Origin of the sequence: Mangrovibacter plantisponsor (assembly GCF_003182475.1) — a bacterium.
In the GTDB taxonomy this organism is placed as follows: domain Bacteria; phylum Pseudomonadota; class Gammaproteobacteria; order Enterobacterales; family Enterobacteriaceae; genus Mangrovibacter; species Mangrovibacter plantisponsor.
The window spans coordinates 308,772-323,748 of sequence record NZ_QGTS01000006.1 but is presented as its reverse complement, the minus strand read 5'-3'; the positions used below and the strand labels follow the sequence as shown (position 1 = coordinate 323,748).

Genomic DNA, 14,977 nt, shown 5'->3' with positions numbered 1-14,977 from the left:
TTGACTGCACCACTTATTCAGCACATTGCAACCAGCGGTTTTACAACGCCGATATTATGGATGAGTAACCCAACGATGTCCCTGTCCAGGCGGCCATTTGCAGATTCTTCCATCAGAATCGCTATGGCTTTTTCGGTATCCATTCCTCGCCGGTAAGGGCGGTTTTCCGTTGTTGCGGTGAACACATCTGCTACTGCCAGAATTCGTGAAGGTATATCCAGTTCTGCGGCCACCAGGCCAAAAGGGTAGCCACTGCCGTCCAGCCGTTCATGGTGGTTTGCTGCCCAGGATACAATTCGCCCGAGTTCTTCAAATTGTTCCAGCATCACCAGCGTTTTATAACTGTGCAACTTCATTCTGGCATATTCGACTGCTTCCAGCCGTCCGTGCTTTTCCAGAATCGACAGCGGAATAAATAACTTGCCGATATCATGCAGGTAACCAGCAATACAGATGCGCTGTTGCATTTCAGTGTCGTAGCCATACAGCTCAGACAGCTTTTCCGCAACATGGGCCACACTGGTACTGTGGGTTTGGGTAAAGCTGCTGTATTTATCGACGATTTTGGAAATAAGCAGGCACACTTCGAGAAAGTCTTCCCGGCCGAGGAATTCTTCGTGCAGCGGGCTGATGGTCTGTAACACGCGTTCCGGTTCCGGATTGCCCAGCCGGAACCAAAAGCCATCCTGCTGGCTTGCTTTTATCAGCGCATCGACCAGTTCTAAGGGCCATTTCTTATTGCCAGACAAAAAGCCATTCACAATCTCTTCGCGCTGTGCAATATAATTGCCATCTACCCGGTGCAGGTATAGCTCAAAGCTGTCTGCCATATGCACCAGGTGGTGAATCAGTGGTAAATTCAGGGGACTGCCATCCATCCATTCCAGATGATGATGTTCAATAATTTGTGTGACGGGCTGCAGAAAGCGGATCCCGGCCGTCATTGCTGCCCCACTTGCTTCATGTCCGTCTAAAAATGACTCACTGGCCAGCGCCAGGTCTGCCCGGGATTTATCCAGAGCGCCAATATCATGCAGCATGCCCGCCAGATAAGCCTCGCATATCTCCTGCTCAGGTAGCCGGGCTTTGTTGGCCAGATACCAACTGATTAACGCTGTCCGTTGCAGGTGAATGACGATTTCAGGTGAAATAGGTTTAATAATACTGTGAAGTAAGTCGAGTACAGTCTGAATTGATATTTTCATAATGCCCTTACCGGTACTTTTCTCGTATTTATACGAGTGTTAATTCACTCTGCCGATATTCATGGAGCATTGTGAAAATGATATAAGTTGTCATTTTTTAAAAGCGAATTAATACGTGTGTATGAAAGTTCTGTTTGCCAGGCTAATCGTAGCCAAACATGATTTGTGCTGTTGCAACAACTGTCCCTGTGCTGAGTGAAGCAGCATCGTAGACTTTATAATACGCATGCAAATAAATGTATTGGGTATCCTGAATATCTTCATCTTTTTCGATATCCAGAATTTGTGTGGCATTTTCCATATCTGAGCTACTGGATATCTGTACTTCTTCAGAATCTCCCATAAAAATACGGCTGCGAATAGCAATGCCAACACCGCCAGCGGTGGTTTCATCATTCACCATAATCTGGTAGGTAGAGTCTGTGCTGACCAGATCATTGCTGGACAACCAGGCTTTAATATTACGTGTGGCGGTTTTCACCCCAGCCAGGTTGCCACATTTTAATGGGATGGTGAAATCGGCACCGTTGGCTTTTCCTCGGACTTTCAAAGTGCTAAGTGGAGCCGGGGGCAATTTTACGGTTAAATCTCGTGTCATATTGCAGGTGGTCTGTTTGGGTTCAAACTGAATGGTCATCTTTTCATAAGCCAGAAAGTAATCGGTATCCCAGCTTTTACGCGCGGTATCCGCCATCATGTTGCTCCACGCGCGGTACGAGTAGGTTTTGCTGGATAATAGCGGTGAGCTACTTCCGCTTCCGGTACCACTCATCACTGCCGGGATCACGCTGAGCGCACCGGTAGTGGTGGATTTGGTGTAGCTTTCTACACCACTGGGTGCAGAGGTTAACAGTTCAGCGCGCAGTGTATATTGTGTCTGGTAGCCAAGTGAGTGAATACCCACTATCCCACTGACTGTTATTTTCTGTGTGCCAGTGATTTCAGATGTCATTTTAATCCAGTAGCTGTCTTCACCGTCGCTGCTGCTGAAATGCAGGTAAACCGGGTTGCTGTCAAAACCGGTAAAGTAATACAGGTGATCCTGCATTAATGAACCGATTCCCACACTTCCGTACACGCAAGTCATGCTGCCGGACCAACTGGTGGTATAAGTAGCTTCATACACATTGCTATTAACGAAAGCAGAAGACAGGTTCAGGGATTTATCTGCTTCCGCCACACTGGTAAATAAAATACCTGCGTTACGGCAAGTATCGCCTGTAACAGCCCGGGATTGTGCTCCCGCAGCCAGGGCGGAAAAACCAGGAGTCATTATTGCGGCTATCACCGTAATAATGAGAAAAAATTTATTGAGCATGATGTTTAATCGTCACAGTAAAAGGTTAGCGGCAGGTATTAATGCCGTGTTCAGTTGGATGTGTAATGGTGCACATCTGTTTCTTTTTGCCTTTGCTGATATTTACTGTAATGGTGTCCGGCATAGTGTCGGATTTAATAAATATCTGGCTACCCTGGGCGACAAAGCCCAGCTCCTGCTTTTTGTTGTCGTAGACAAATGCCCCAAAGGGTAGCTGGTCGCCTTGTGCATCCTGAACATCCAGTGTGAAAAGCTTGCGGGTGTCTGTTTTATATTTCAGGTAAGTAATGCTGCCTTCATACGGGGCAATGTTGAGCATATTCCCCAGTAAATCTACATCACTGCTTTGAGTGCCATCCTGGTCCAGGTGGAAGTTATTCTGCCGGTAAGCAGTGGCACTGGTAACCAGTGCGATGCCTTTGCTGTTAGTTCGTGTGCTGGTGCTGCCATTTACTGTGGCATTTTCAACCCCGGGAGCTTCCAGAATCACAAAGTTACGCCCGCTTTCTGGCGACATCAGCACACCACCACGCCAGGCCAGCAGGTTACCACTGGCGCCCAGGCTTGCCTGGCGGTATTCACGCGCCATGGTCAGGCCGCTGTTCAGGCTGGTGTAGTCGTTCTTCCAACTGGTGTAGAGGTCTGCCGAACGCGAATTACCTTCTCTGTCATGGGAAAGCATCAGGCTGTAATCCACGTCTTTGGCATTACCACTAACACTGACATCAGAAGAGGAGTATTTGCCGTTTTGTACACTGGCGTGGCTTGAAACACTGCCGCCACTGCCAAAAATTGTCATGGGAACAGTGACAGTAAAATAGAGGTTATTCTCTGTTTTACCACTGGACCGCAGGGCGCTTACCATGTTGCCTTCATAGTTGGTTTCATAGTCGTAATAAGACTGGGAAACCTCAGAACGGCGCAGGGAAACGGAGTAGTTCACACTCTTCCAGGTATTACTCCAGGTAAAGTTATACTGCTTGCTGGTCTGGCGGTTTTTCCAGTAATCACGCCAGTAAGCAGATAACGACAGGCGGCCAAAGCCGTTTGGTAATGTCTGGTTGATATTTGCGCTGAACGCCTGTTTGCTGTTAATGGTTGATGTGTTGTAGCCGTATGTCTGGACATTCGAGCGCATCTGCACGAAATCACTGAACGATGCGTAATCCTGGGTACGGTAATAGTAAGACGCCAGTGAAATATTGGTTTGCGTCGGGAAGTACTTACTCCAGGAAATAGAATATTTTTCACCATGAGTACGGCTGTCGCCCGGGAGTGAGTACTGCGCTTCTTCCAGTGAGCCAGAGAGCGAGCCGATATAAGGGATCGACACAGCGCTGCCCAGAATAACTGACTGGTAATGGTTGCTTAACGTAGTGCCGGCAGAGGCTGTCAGGTAGTTATTCAGCCCGCGTGAATAACTGGCCTGCATAAATCCGGTGTTATCATCCACACCACGGATATCAACTTTACCAAGGTTAATTTGGTAGTCGCTGGTGCCCGGACGCAGCATATCCGGAATAGAAGAAAACGGGACGACAAAGCGCTCAATGCTGCCACCACTGTTTTTTACTTCAACAGATAAATCACTACGTGAGCCAGTAGGCATTAAGTCACGAATGGCAAACGGGCCCGCAGGAACGGTTTGTTGGTGAATAATATGGCCATCCTGGTAAATACTCACTACCGACGTACCCGTTGCAATACCGGTAATTACCGGCATGTAAACGCGTTCGCTGTCTGGCAGCATCTGGCGGCTTTTGCGCAGGGTTACCCCCTGGAAACGTACGGTATCAAAATAGTCCGATGCGGTATAAGCCCGCCCGGCACGCAGCACTGCGCCTATTGCCGCAATGGGTTTTTCAATGTAGCGAGTGGTATTGATCCAGTAGCTTTTATTAAGCGTGCTGTAGCGCATCCAGGATGAGTTATCTATCAGGTGCCAGCCAAAAAGATTGAGCCCGCTGCTTAATGACAGATAGATATTATCGCTGTTGGTATAGCCTTTTTGCAGGCCATGAAAATTGTAATAGTTCAGGTTGTAGTTGGTATAAGCGCCATTAATACCTTCATCCCATTTTTCGGGTGCAACCCAGTTGCGGCTTTGGGTTTTTACGAAAGCCTGAGGGACTTCCAGGTCAAGGCGCAATTCGCCTGGTTTCAGGTTACTTTTGCCACCATGCAGCAGGGTGTTAATATCAACTATATCCTCATGCTGGCTTTTCAGTACATCATCCAGTTCCTGAATATCCAGCTGCGCAATATCATCTTTTTTTATTTCAAGTGAATTAGCTGCATTGCTGCCAACGATGACGTTGAATTTGCCGCGCCAGACATTATTAACATAGACATCCAGGTCATAAGCTCCCGGTGTCATTACCAGTGACTTATTACTCCAGTCCATTTCTGCCGAGTTACCCACCAACAAGCTATTATTAAAACTCTCAGCCAGAGCATCCGTGGCGCTTAATGCACACACCGCCAGACTAATGGCATGGACAAGCAAGCTTTTACGAAACAAAAATTCGTTTTTCATCAGAAATGAACCCAGAGTAATCAACAACCATAATCAGTTAATGGTGCTGAACCGTTTTGCACCGAAATCATCAAGCCAGGTAATCCGGTAATGCCCACCAGCACGGACTTTGTCTGACACTTTTGTGCAGCCAAATGGCGCAATAAACGCGGTCTCTGCCAGTAAATTATCTTTGCGGATTTGTTTTAATTCCCCTCCCTGCCAGGTGACAACCTGGGGAATCGTCATGTAATAAGGTGAGTCATTTTTCAGGCAGGTATGCCCGGCAGATGACGACACTGATATTTTTTCTGCGACAGAACTATCCGGCTCGGCTAAAGACTCAGGGCGATAAAACAACTTAATGCGGTTACGAATGGCAACCTGTAAATAGTTATCGTTACTGCCTTCAGGAATAGGCGGAACATCCAGTACGTTAAGCCAGAACACACTTTCGCGGTCTTTCGGCAAAGGCGTGGTATTCATGGATGATATTTTTAAAGTTTGCCCGGCATGGCCTGCCATTTTTACCACTGGAGGCATAATCGTGAAGGGCACTTTTATTTTCTCTGGTGCGGCCGAAGCATCACCATTATCCAGCCAGGATTGCACCAGATGTGTCTTGTCGCTGTCATTGACTAACTGTACGGAAACGAATTTCGCCGCAGCCGGGTAAATAACACGGGTCTGATTAATAACAACACTTGCCAGTACCGTTTGAGAAAATAAAACGGTAGTTAAAAGAACCAGGAGTTTTTTCATAATCGGTATTAGAAAACCGGGGGAAGGGGCCCCCGGTTTGAGCGCCTTAATCGTAGCTGAATGCGTAAGTTGCGTCGGTAACCACTTTACCGGTGGTGGCTGCGCCATTACCGAAGTTGTAGTAGTTAGCGTACATGGTTACCGTCGCGCCATTGGTGCTGGCTACCTCAGTAGAGCTCAGGCCAGTATCAAATGCGCTGTCAAACGGAACCAGCGTAGAGCCATCAGAAGTCAGGGCGATGCCCACGCCGTCTGCACCACCATCGCTGTAGTTTTTCAGGTATTTACCATCATCAGACAGGTTGCTGCTGCTGAAGGTGATTTTCAGCGTGGTGGCACCGTCGTCAGCTGCAGAGCAGTTTTTCAGGCTCATGGTGAAATCTTTTTTACCGGCAGCAACAACGCCTGTAGCACTATTAATATCGTCCAGGGTTACCGGAGTCAGGTTTACGGTAAAATCAGAACCATTGTTAGTGGTAACATCACAAGTGGTATCAGATACAGAACCGTTGAAAGTAATAGTACCCCCGGCAACGCCAGTTGATTCGGTAGCAAATGCAGCGCCAGAGAAAATAATTGCTGCTGCGATTACTGTTTGCTTAAACATAGTTTTCATCTCTTTCCAATTTGTTTCGTGTATAGCTGTAATGTGTTGGCGTGAGGCTTATCCAGAGGTTCCCTGCGTCGCGCCAGTTGTCCTTTTTTGCTGAACACAAGTCCTGTTCGTCTTGCCGGAATATAAGACCATGCAAACATGAAAAAACAAATTTAAATATTCTTTAAATATGAAATTTAATTATAAATATCTGTATTTTAACTTTTATATAGGTTTTGTATCTGTTTTGTGTGGTTTTTTGCAGAAGAGTTCAATATCTCATTCGCGTTAAAAAGTGGGTTAAATTTGTCATTTGCAAAGCGAATTAATGTGTTCAGAATTGGATTTAGCATTAATTTAATATATTAAAACAGTTAATTAACAAAAAATTAAAAATAGTGATGAAATTTGTACAGTCTGGGAATTAAATATAGAAGGGAAGGTGGGGGGAGATATTGGGTTATCTGTAGGGATAAAAGGAAAGATACGTGTGATGCCGGGGTGATATACCCGGTATTTCATTTTCGCCAACCCCTAATCACCACAAAACCCGACTTCCGCAGCCTGGCGGAACAGTGCCAGAGGGAACCCCCTGGCACAATGCCTGCATCAGGCATCCGCTGTGGTGGTGTGCTGTTCTTCACGCAGCGTGCGCTGGTACTCGCACATGGTTTGGTGGCGAACCCAGTAACGCCCCAGTGATTCATTCAGCGCGTCCATTTGTTTGCCAATACCTGGCAGGTAAATGGTCAGGCGTTTGCGCTTGTTGGTACGGGTTTTCTCAAAGTTAAGGGCGAGGTAATCAATCCAGCAACGGGTGTCGTGAGTCATGGTGCTGATATCTTCCCAGCGCAACAGTTCACCGTGTTTGGGTTCGGTAATGCCCTGCCAGCTAATGGTGATGGTTTTGCCTTTGCGCAGCGTATAAGTTTGTGGTGGAAAATATTTCTCTACCAGTGCTGTCTGGGCGGCATCTTCCGGGCGGTAACGCCAGGCAAGGCTTTCTTCATGAGCGCTGGAGAATTCGTGCTCGTAACGTTGCCATAATGCCTGTTCAATCTCTTCCGCATCCGGAATAAGGTTTGCCCAGCTCTCTTCTGGCACGTGGGTGGCGACTGCAGCCAGTTGGTCGCTGCTGATTTCATACCCGACATTTTTCATCCGTACACTTAATGGCGGGTGAGAATCAAACGGATGGGGCACATTCTGGCGGCGGATCATCTCACTGAACCCGTTTGAATGGGCGTACTGTGTTAACCCTTGTGCAATGGTCTGGCGTATTTGCAGGCTGTTTTCGTGCTTTTCATCCTGAGCGAACAGTTCGTTTTCTACCTCGCCCCAGTAACCGGAATAGGCGGAAACTTTCACCAGGGATTGCGCAATAGTGGCAGGCCCGGCGATTTGTGCTGCTTTGTTGTCGGCAATAAACTCACGGCGGCGGCTGTCGCGCTGCCAGGCAAGCTCAAATAAGGTGCGGTATACCGCCAGAGGGTAATACACCAGCAAGGTCGCCAGGTTATCTTTCATGGTTGAGATATACAAATCAAAACGCTGTATTTTCGGCCCCAGTGTGGCGTTAGTGGCGCTGTCCCCCTGGTGGAGGTGAGTTAACTCATGCACCATCACGCCATCAGCCTGTTCGGGTGTCAGGTGGCGCAACAACGGCAGGCTGACATACAACGTGCGCCCGGTCAGTTTGCGGTCTTTCACGGTTAGCGGAACTTCGGTGACATAAAAACTGGCGTCAATCCCGGCCACAATATGGTCTGGTGCAGTTGTGCCAAGGCGCGAGGCAAGGTTATCCATTCTGGCCCACAATGCCGGGGCGTGTGTCCGGCTGATTTGAGCGCCTTCCACCTGGTTGTCAAAGGGGATGCGGCGAAAAATCCCTTTTACCATATAGAACAACCCGGCCAGTATCAGCAGAGCGACGGCGAAAATAGCTTTGGGGTAATATTTGTCGGTAAAGAATGCGGAGATCCAGAAGGTAAACCACAGCAGCAACCCGCCCTGGACAATAACCTCCACAAAACTCATAAAAATAAGTACCGGGCGCGAGAGCCGCAGGCTCCATGCCTGGGCGCCCGGGCTGATAAAAGCAACCCCACCCAGCACACCAACCAGAACTAAAAACACCAGCCCCAAACCCATGCTTAAGAATATCACTTTGTCCATGGTTTCGAATTGCCACAGCTCGTTGCCATTACAGACGGCATGCTTATATTCAAGCAGGTCTGGCGTAACTGTGTCGCATACACTGCGTGGCGGGTGTGCCTGCAGAAATGCGTTTACTTTGGTGAGGTCCTGGTTGTTCTGGCGTGCGTTATCCAGTATTGCTTCAGTAATTTCATTATTCAGCTGGTACCCGGCATATTCCGACAACATCAGCGTGGCCACAGGTATGGCAAATAACGTGAGCAATAAATAGATAAGGATTTTGCTAAATCCTTTTTTCATCGTGGTGTTTCCTTGTCACAGAAAAATATAATCCGGCTATACAGAACAGATGTAGCCGTGCAGCAGGGAATAATTCCCAGCCAGTTAGTTAAAATTATTTTGAAAAGCAGGTGATTATAACGTGGCAGGGGAAAAAATATGACCAACAGAAATTGGTAGTGGTCGGTCGTAGTGAAGCTGCTTGTCTGGTTTTTGGCGTTTTGTTCTGGTTCGTGGTGTTATGCTTGTATGTTTTAAGGTTTTTGTCTTGCTTTATATTGTATTGGAAGCTTGATACTTTCGCTGTGTGCTGGCGGGCGTGAAGGGTGCCGGGCGCCACGCCAGGGGCAAATTAAGATTGCGCTTATTGAAGTGTATTTTAATAAAAATATTTGCGAATAATTATATCTGGCCGCGGTGCTTTGCTATGAATATACACCACCATTACATAGGGGCTAAGCCAGCCCCTGGTCAGAATGTCACTGGTGTATTTACCCACAGCACTTTAGTAACGCTTTTGCCGGGGTTGCTGTAGCCATGAGGCAGGTGGCTGGGAAAGTAGAATGAATCACCGGCTTCCAGTTGCCAGGTTTCTTCACCAATGCGCAATTCTAATATGCCTTCCAGCACATAACCCATTTCTTCGCCCTGGTGTTCAATTAAGGCATCGCTTTTCACGCCAGGTTCAATGATATGGATATCACCCTGTAGCAACCCGCCTTTGTGGTGCCAGGTGAGGTTCTCCAGCTCGATTCCCCCTTTTTTGTTGCGCTGCAGGAAGCGTTTACGGTGGCGTTGCGCGGGTTTCATCACCGGGGAATCTCCCGCCCAGTCTTCCGACATCAGGTCTGAAACACTGGTCTCCAGGGTTTTTGCCAGGTGGTGCAGCATGGTCAGTGAAGGGTTGGCGGCGTCATTTTCCAGCTTGGAGAGAAAACTTTCAGAGCAGTTTACCTGGCTTGCCAGTTGCTTGAGTGTCATTTCCCTGACCAGCCGGGCATGGCGTAACCGCATACCAAGGCTGGCAGGCGTTCCTGTTGATTTCGGGTCTGTCTTTTTTTTCATGGGCTAATGGGTTGCCAGTTAATGAATAAGGCCTGCCCAGGCAGGCCAAAACAAAAAAAATTATCCTGCTACTGTAAATTGGATTTCCTTCGGTGAACAGCCATTGATAGGCACAATGTCTTGCGGGCAGGCGGACATTACTGCCACACAGTCGCGTTCAGCGCGGATTTCCACGTAATCGCCCGGTGCGCTGACAGTGGGCAGCCAGGAAATGGTGTAATCCGGGTTGACCGGCGTGTTCATCCACAGGTTCAGGGGCTGCGGTACTTCGCGGGCACGCAGGCCAATGGCGTTCAGCGCCATACGCATGTTATCTGCACAGCTGTCGTGGTACTCCGTGATCCCCATGTTGGAATAACGGAACAGGTCACAGGCGGCAATCATGGTGTCGTGCACACCCGGTGAGGTATCGGTCAGCAGTGTCACAATAGCGCGGCGCTGGTTGGTTACCAGTACATCGCCTGGTTGGGGAATGATTTTATCGATAAACGCGCGGGTGTGCTCCATGGAAGCGAATTCGCTCAGGTCGTCACTGTTAAAGAACCAGGTATCGCACACCTGGCTGCCCGGGGTGTTGATAATTTTAATCACCTGGCCTTTTTTCAGTTTTACGGCCCGGCCGCAGCGCGGAGGAATGGTATATAACTCGCCAGCTACTGGTGTGCCGTCAACCGAAATTGGGGAGGTTGCGGTGGCATTCATGCCCAGCGCATCGCCATTATCTTTTGCACAACATTCCGGGTATTGGGTCGTGGTAGTCATTATGTAACTCCTTAAATAGTATCAGAAAGCTCGGTAAGCGCACCTGCCAGAGCACGGGCTCCGGTATGCAGCGCACGAGGTTCGGTGTATTCAGCCGGGTTGTGGCTGATGCCACGGTGGCTGGGAACAAACAGCATACTGGTGGGGCAGTGCCCGGCCAGATGCATGGCGTCATGGAATGCGCCGGACAGAAGCCCGGTGCAGGGAATATCGAGTGCCTGGGCTGTGGCGTTCAGCACCTGGTTTATCTGCGGTGCAAATACCACCGGTTCACAGGATAACAGCGGCGCCACACTGACCCGGTCACCAGCCAGCCCGGCTATGCGGGCATCAAACTGTGCCAGTACTGCCGGGTCCGGGTGGCGGAAATCCAGGGTGAAGCTGGCCCGGGACGGAATGGTATTGACCGCGTTCGGGGTAACCTGCCAGCGGCCAAATGTCAGGCGCAGGGCGTCATCGCCCGGGTTTAATGTGCTGGCTTCAATGGCGCTGGCTACGTTGCGGGCAAGCTGCATGGCATCCTGGCGCAAGGCCATGGGCGTGGTGCCTGCATGGGCAGATTCGCCCTGGCACTGTACCTGGTACCAGCGAACCCCCTGAATGCCCGAGACCACCGCCAGGGGTAACTCAAGGTGTTCCAGTAACGGGCCTTGCTCAATATGTAATTCCACAAAGCCGGCCATGTCCCGATTGGGCCGCTGGGCAAGGCCTGGGAAGCGCTGGTGGTGTAACTCCAGTGCCTGGGCAAAGGTCACGCCATCTTCCCCGGTAACGTTCAGAAATGCCGCCAGGGTGTCTGGTTCAGTAAACACACTGGAACCCATGGCACCGGGGGCAAACCGGCTGCCTTCTTCGTTGGTCCAGATGGCAACTTCCACCGGGCGTTCAGTAGTGATGCCTGCGTCATTCAGCGCTTTCAGGCAGGCGAGGCCCGCCAGTACGCCATAGCAACCATCAAAGTTGCCGCCACCGGGTTGGGTATCGATATGGCTACCGGTCGTCACCGGTGGCAGGTCTTGCCTGCCCGGGCGGCGGAAAAACAGGTTCGCGGCGCTGTCGGTGTAAATCTCACAACCCAGCGAGCGGGCTTCATCAATTAGCCAGGCCCGGGCATCCAGTTCGGTAGCGCTCAGTGCCTGGCGGTCCACACCGCCATTATCCAGTGCGCCAAATTGTGAGAGCTTGCTCAGCAGGCTGTCCAGCCAGTCAGTATCAAGGTGTTGAGCAGCACTCAGGCTCGGGGAGGAAATCATAGCGACTCCAGTTCTTCAGGTTGCAAAGGGCGGCGGAACAGTGGTGCCAGAAATATACGTAAGCGCTCACTTTCTGGTTGAGTAAAGAGCTGGCGAGGGCTGCCGCTTTCCACTATGTAGCCATCAGCCATAAACACCAGGCGAGAAGAGATATGGGCGGCAAACGCCATTTCGTGGGTCACCATCACCATGGTCATACCTTGCTTTGCCAGGCTGCGGATAACATCCAGCACTTCTTCAACACGTTCCGGATCCAGTGCTGAAGTGGGTTCATCCAGTAGCAGCAGTTCGGGTTCCAGCGCCAGGGCGCGGGCGATGCCTACGCGCTGTTGTTGACCGCCGGATAACCGTACCGGCCAGTCGCTGGCTTTTTGCGCCATACCCACCTGGTTGAGTGCTGTCATGGCGGCGTGTTTTGCTGCGTGGCGCGGCATTTTTTTGCCCAGCACCAGTGGGGCGACGACATTCTCCAGCACCGTCATGTGCGGCCACAGGTTGAATTGCTGGAATACCATGGCCAGCGGGCGGCGCACCTCTGCTATTAGCGCCGGGCTGTCGGTGTGCGCTTTACCGCGCAGGTTACCGGAATAACCGAGTAACTGGCCTTTAATCAGCACTTCGCCCTGGTCGTAAGCTTCCAGAAAATTCATGCAGCGCAGCGCGGTGGTTTTCCCGGAGCCGGAAGGGCCAATCAGGGTGACGATTTCGCCCGGGTGAACACTCAGGTTGATGTCGCGCAGCACCGGATTCCCGGCGAACGCCTTCCCGACATGGTGCATTTCCAGAATTGGAGCGGATGCATTACTCACGTTAATCTCCTGTACGTAGTGCATAGCCAAGGCCGCGCACGCAAAAGCTGACGCCTTGCGCCAGTAACCAGTAGCTGGCAATCAGCAGGGCGTACGGCAGTACATAGGTGTAGGTGTTGGCGACAATCTGGCTGGTGGTCATGGTGAGTTCCGGTACGGTAATCACCGACGCAATCGCGCTTTCTTTAATAGTTAAAATGAACTGGTTACCCAGCAATGGCAGGGCAAAACGCACAGCCTGAGGTGCCTGGATATGCCAGAAACAACGCACACCAGAAATGGAATTAGCCAGGGCCGCTTCGCGCTGGCCCGGGGGAATGCTGCCCCATGCTGCACGGAAAATTTCACCGAAGTAGGCGGCGCTGTAGAGCGTGAGTGACAGTACTGTGGCCTGTACCGCACTGAGCATAATGCCTGCAGAAGGCAGGCCAAAATAGATAACCGCCAGTTGAGCCAGGTAAGGTGTGCCGCGAATAATCCATACATATCCGCGCCACAAGCGGTATGCCAGTGGGTGATGTGGGCATAATCCGTTAAACGCAAACCCCAGCGCCATTCCCAGCACGGCTGCACACAGGCTTATCCATAATGTGGTACCCATAGCCTGAAGGTAATCGGGCAGGTAATTGGCCAGTTCGCTCATCGTGATTCCCTCTGCCAGTAGCGTTCCGCCTGGCGTCCAGCCAGGGCCAGCAGGCTGGTCAGCGCCAGGTAAATCAGCGCAACGGACAGGTAGACCTGTAATGGCTGGTAAGTGGATGAGGCCAGTTGCTGGCCTACACGCATCAGGTCAGTCAGTGCGATTACAGAGACCACGGCAGAAGCTTTCACCACATCAATCAGTTCTGATAACAATGAGGGCAGTGTCAGGCGCAACACCTGCGGCACCTGAATACGCCACAGAATTTGCCGGGAACTGAGCCCACATATTGCGGCTGCTTCCAACTGCCCGGGAGCAATACTGGCAAACCCGCTCTTGAGGATTTGCGACTGGTAAGCGGCTGTGTTGAGTGTCAGTGCCACCGCTGCGGCGAGGAACACCGGCAGATTCAGCCCCAGTTGCGAAGGAAGGTAAAAGCACAACAGTAACTGAGCCAGCACCGGCGTACCGCGAAACAGACTGACCCATCCATGGGCCACTCCACGCCAGACTCGCGCCGGGCTGCCAGACATGCGCCAGACGCCAATCCCCACCAGAAAGCCGGCAACCATGGCAACCAGGCAGAGTGCTGCGGTGGTTAGCGCGCCATGCAATAAGGCGGGAAGCCAGCTGGCGAAATGGGTGAAAAAAGCAGGCATCACTCAGTACTCACAGTGCCGGTGCTGGCATCGGTGTTGCCGGAACATTCATGGTGAAGCCGAACCATTTCTGTTGCAGTGCTTTCATCGTGCCGTCTTTGTTGGCCTCGATAATGCCGTCCTGGAACAGTTTGACCAGTGAAGCGCTGTCGGCATCTTTACGCCCAACCCAACCAAAATAGGTCTTCGGCCCCAGCATTTCTGGCAGCGTGGCAAACACACCCGGGCGGGCTTTGATAAGCGGCCCCAGGTTGGAGAGCGACTGGGCAACCCCATCCAGGCGGCCATTGGCCAGGTCAACATAGGCTTCGTCGAAGGCGACATATTGTTTAATCTCTTTGATCCCCGGTTTGCCGCTGGCTTTCAGTTTCTGATCAAAAGCCTGCAGCACCTGCAACTGGCCGGATCCGGTTTGTGTTCCCACTACTTTGCCGCTCAGGTCGTCAGGAGAGGTGATGCTGTTGTCTTTCGCGCGTTTCAGTAGCGCGACGGTGGATTCAGCAATAGGAGCGGTAAACGCGAAGTGATCCACACGTTGTTTATTCACGGTAACCGCGGTGATAACGAAATCGAATTTTTTGGCATCCAGCCCGGGCAGAATGCCCTGAAAGGGGAGATCCAACTGATCCACTTTCACGCCCGGCAACGACTTAGCCAGAATGTGATTCATCAGATCCACGTCGTAGCCAACAATTTTATTGTTCTCAACATATTCAAATGGTGCGTAACGGGCTTCGGTAGCGATGGTCATGACCTTCGCTTCTTTAATCCGTTCCAGTAAGTCTGCGCTGTGTGCTGTCGTAGAAAAGGCGCTGGCGGTTACCAACATGGCCCAACAGGCTGCAAAGGAAAAACGCGTCAGTTTCATGGTTTCGCTCTCTGAAAGTGATATTCATTTTAGGAAAGTTACTTGAACGAAATGACATTTGCATGAATTGTGCCAGGGCGTAATCAGACA

General features: G+C 50.8%; 13 protein-coding genes. All 13 read right to left on the bottom strand.

What is annotated here, in order from left to right:
• Positions 1 to 17: 17 nt before the first annotated feature.
• Positions 18 to 1,205: an HD domain-containing phosphohydrolase gene (locus tag DES37_RS11910; protein ID WP_110025906.1), complete on the bottom strand. Its 1,188-nt coding sequence runs from the start codon at positions 1,203 to 1,205 to the stop codon at positions 18 to 20.
• Between the two features lie 142 nt (positions 1,206 to 1,347).
• Complete coding sequence (locus DES37_RS11905) at positions 1,348 to 2,523, bottom strand: fimbrial protein (protein ID WP_110025905.1); 1,176 nt, start codon at positions 2,521 to 2,523, stop codon at positions 1,348 to 1,350.
• 25 nt (positions 2,524 to 2,548) lie between these two features.
• On the bottom strand, positions 2,549 to 5,059 hold the full coding sequence (locus DES37_RS11900) for a fimbria/pilus outer membrane usher protein (RefSeq protein WP_110025904.1): 2,511 nt from the start codon (positions 5,057 to 5,059) through the stop codon (positions 2,549 to 2,551).
• Positions 5,060 to 5,092: 33 nt separating this feature from the next.
• Positions 5,093 to 5,800, bottom strand: a complete 708-nt coding sequence (locus DES37_RS11895) for a fimbrial biogenesis chaperone (RefSeq protein ID WP_110025903.1) — start codon at positions 5,798 to 5,800, stop codon at positions 5,093 to 5,095.
• 46 nt (positions 5,801 to 5,846) lie between these two features.
• Positions 5,847 to 6,407 (bottom strand): fimbrial protein, encoded by a 561-nt coding sequence (locus DES37_RS11890; protein ID WP_110025902.1) that lies wholly within the window; start codon positions 6,405 to 6,407, stop codon positions 5,847 to 5,849.
• Positions 6,408 to 7,004: 597 nt separating this feature from the next.
• Positions 7,005 to 8,852 carry a M48 family metallopeptidase gene (locus tag DES37_RS11885; protein WP_110025901.1) on the bottom strand — a complete coding sequence of 616 codons (1,848 nt, stop codon included), beginning with the start codon at positions 8,850 to 8,852 and terminating at the stop codon, positions 7,005 to 7,007.
• 450 nt (positions 8,853 to 9,302) lie between these two features.
• Complete coding sequence (locus DES37_RS11880; RefSeq protein ID WP_036106692.1) at positions 9,303 to 9,896, bottom strand: cupin domain-containing protein; 594 nt, start codon at positions 9,894 to 9,896, stop codon at positions 9,303 to 9,305.
• A 60-nt stretch (positions 9,897 to 9,956) separates the two neighbouring features.
• Positions 9,957 to 10,658 carry a DUF1989 domain-containing protein gene (locus DES37_RS11875; protein WP_036106690.1) on the bottom strand — a complete coding sequence of 234 codons (702 nt, stop codon included), beginning with the start codon at positions 10,656 to 10,658 and terminating at the stop codon, positions 9,957 to 9,959.
• Between the two features lie 11 nt (positions 10,659 to 10,669).
• Positions 10,670 to 11,911 (bottom strand): M20 family metallo-hydrolase, encoded by a 1,242-nt coding sequence (locus tag DES37_RS11870; protein WP_110025900.1) that lies wholly within the window; start codon positions 11,909 to 11,911, stop codon positions 10,670 to 10,672.
• On the bottom strand, positions 11,908 to 12,690 hold the full coding sequence (locus DES37_RS11865; protein ID WP_211320554.1) for an amino acid ABC transporter ATP-binding protein: 783 nt from the start codon (positions 12,688 to 12,690) through the stop codon (positions 11,908 to 11,910). Before DES37_RS11865 ends, DES37_RS11870 begins: the two co-directional genes overlap by 4 nt.
• 31 nt (positions 12,691 to 12,721) lie before the next feature.
• Positions 12,722 to 13,363, bottom strand: a complete 642-nt coding sequence (locus tag DES37_RS11860; protein ID WP_036106685.1) for an amino acid ABC transporter permease — start codon at positions 13,361 to 13,363, stop codon at positions 12,722 to 12,724.
• The gene (locus DES37_RS11855) at positions 13,360 to 14,019 is read right to left on the bottom strand and encodes an amino acid ABC transporter permease (protein ID WP_110025898.1); all 660 of its coding nucleotides are present in this window, start codon (positions 14,017 to 14,019) and stop codon (positions 13,360 to 13,362) included. The genes DES37_RS11860 and DES37_RS11855 overlap by 4 nt, the downstream gene beginning before the upstream one ends.
• A gap of 10 nt (positions 14,020 to 14,029) precedes the next feature.
• Positions 14,030 to 14,887, bottom strand: a complete 858-nt coding sequence (locus DES37_RS11850; RefSeq protein WP_036106673.1) for a transporter substrate-binding domain-containing protein — start codon at positions 14,885 to 14,887, stop codon at positions 14,030 to 14,032.
• Positions 14,888 to 14,977 lie beyond the last annotated feature (90 nt).

What these genes read in the sequence shown, in the direction of transcription:
- DES37_RS11910 (WP_110025906.1), bottom strand. Translation starts at nt 1,205, where the DNA reads ATGAAAATATCAATTCAGACTGTACTCGACTTACTTCACAGTATTATT.
- DES37_RS11905 (WP_110025905.1), bottom strand. Translation starts at nt 2,523, where the DNA reads ATGCTCAATAAATTTTTTCTCATTATTACGGTGATAGCCGCAATAATG.
- DES37_RS11900 (WP_110025904.1), bottom strand. Translation starts at nt 5,059, where the DNA reads ATGAAAAACGAATTTTTGTTTCGTAAAAGCTTGCTTGTCCATGCCATT.
- DES37_RS11895 (WP_110025903.1), bottom strand. Translation starts at nt 5,800, where the DNA reads ATGAAAAAACTCCTGGTTCTTTTAACTACCGTTTTATTTTCTCAAACG.
- DES37_RS11890 (WP_110025902.1), bottom strand. Translation starts at nt 6,407, where the DNA reads ATGTTTAAGCAAACAGTAATCGCAGCAGCAATTATTTTCTCTGGCGCT.
- DES37_RS11885 (WP_110025901.1), bottom strand. Translation starts at nt 8,852, where the DNA reads ATGAAAAAAGGATTTAGCAAAATCCTTATCTATTTATTGCTCACGTTA.
- DES37_RS11880 (WP_036106692.1), bottom strand. Translation starts at nt 9,896, where the DNA reads ATGAAAAAAAAGACAGACCCGAAATCAACAGGAACGCCTGCCAGCCTT.
- DES37_RS11875 (WP_036106690.1), bottom strand. Translation starts at nt 10,658, where the DNA reads ATGACTACCACGACCCAATACCCGGAATGTTGTGCAAAAGATAATGGC.
- DES37_RS11870 (WP_110025900.1), bottom strand. Translation starts at nt 11,911, where the DNA reads ATGATTTCCTCCCCGAGCCTGAGTGCTGCTCAACACCTTGATACTGAC.
- DES37_RS11865 (WP_211320554.1), bottom strand. Translation starts at nt 12,690, where the DNA reads ATGCACCATGTCGGGAAGGCGTTCGCCGGGAATCCGGTGCTGCGCGAC.
- DES37_RS11860 (WP_036106685.1), bottom strand. Translation starts at nt 13,363, where the DNA reads ATGAGCGAACTGGCCAATTACCTGCCCGATTACCTTCAGGCTATGGGT.
- DES37_RS11855 (WP_110025898.1), bottom strand. Translation starts at nt 14,019, where the DNA reads ATGCCTGCTTTTTTCACCCATTTCGCCAGCTGGCTTCCCGCCTTATTG.
- DES37_RS11850 (WP_036106673.1), bottom strand. Translation starts at nt 14,887, where the DNA reads ATGAAACTGACGCGTTTTTCCTTTGCAGCCTGTTGGGCCATGTTGGTA.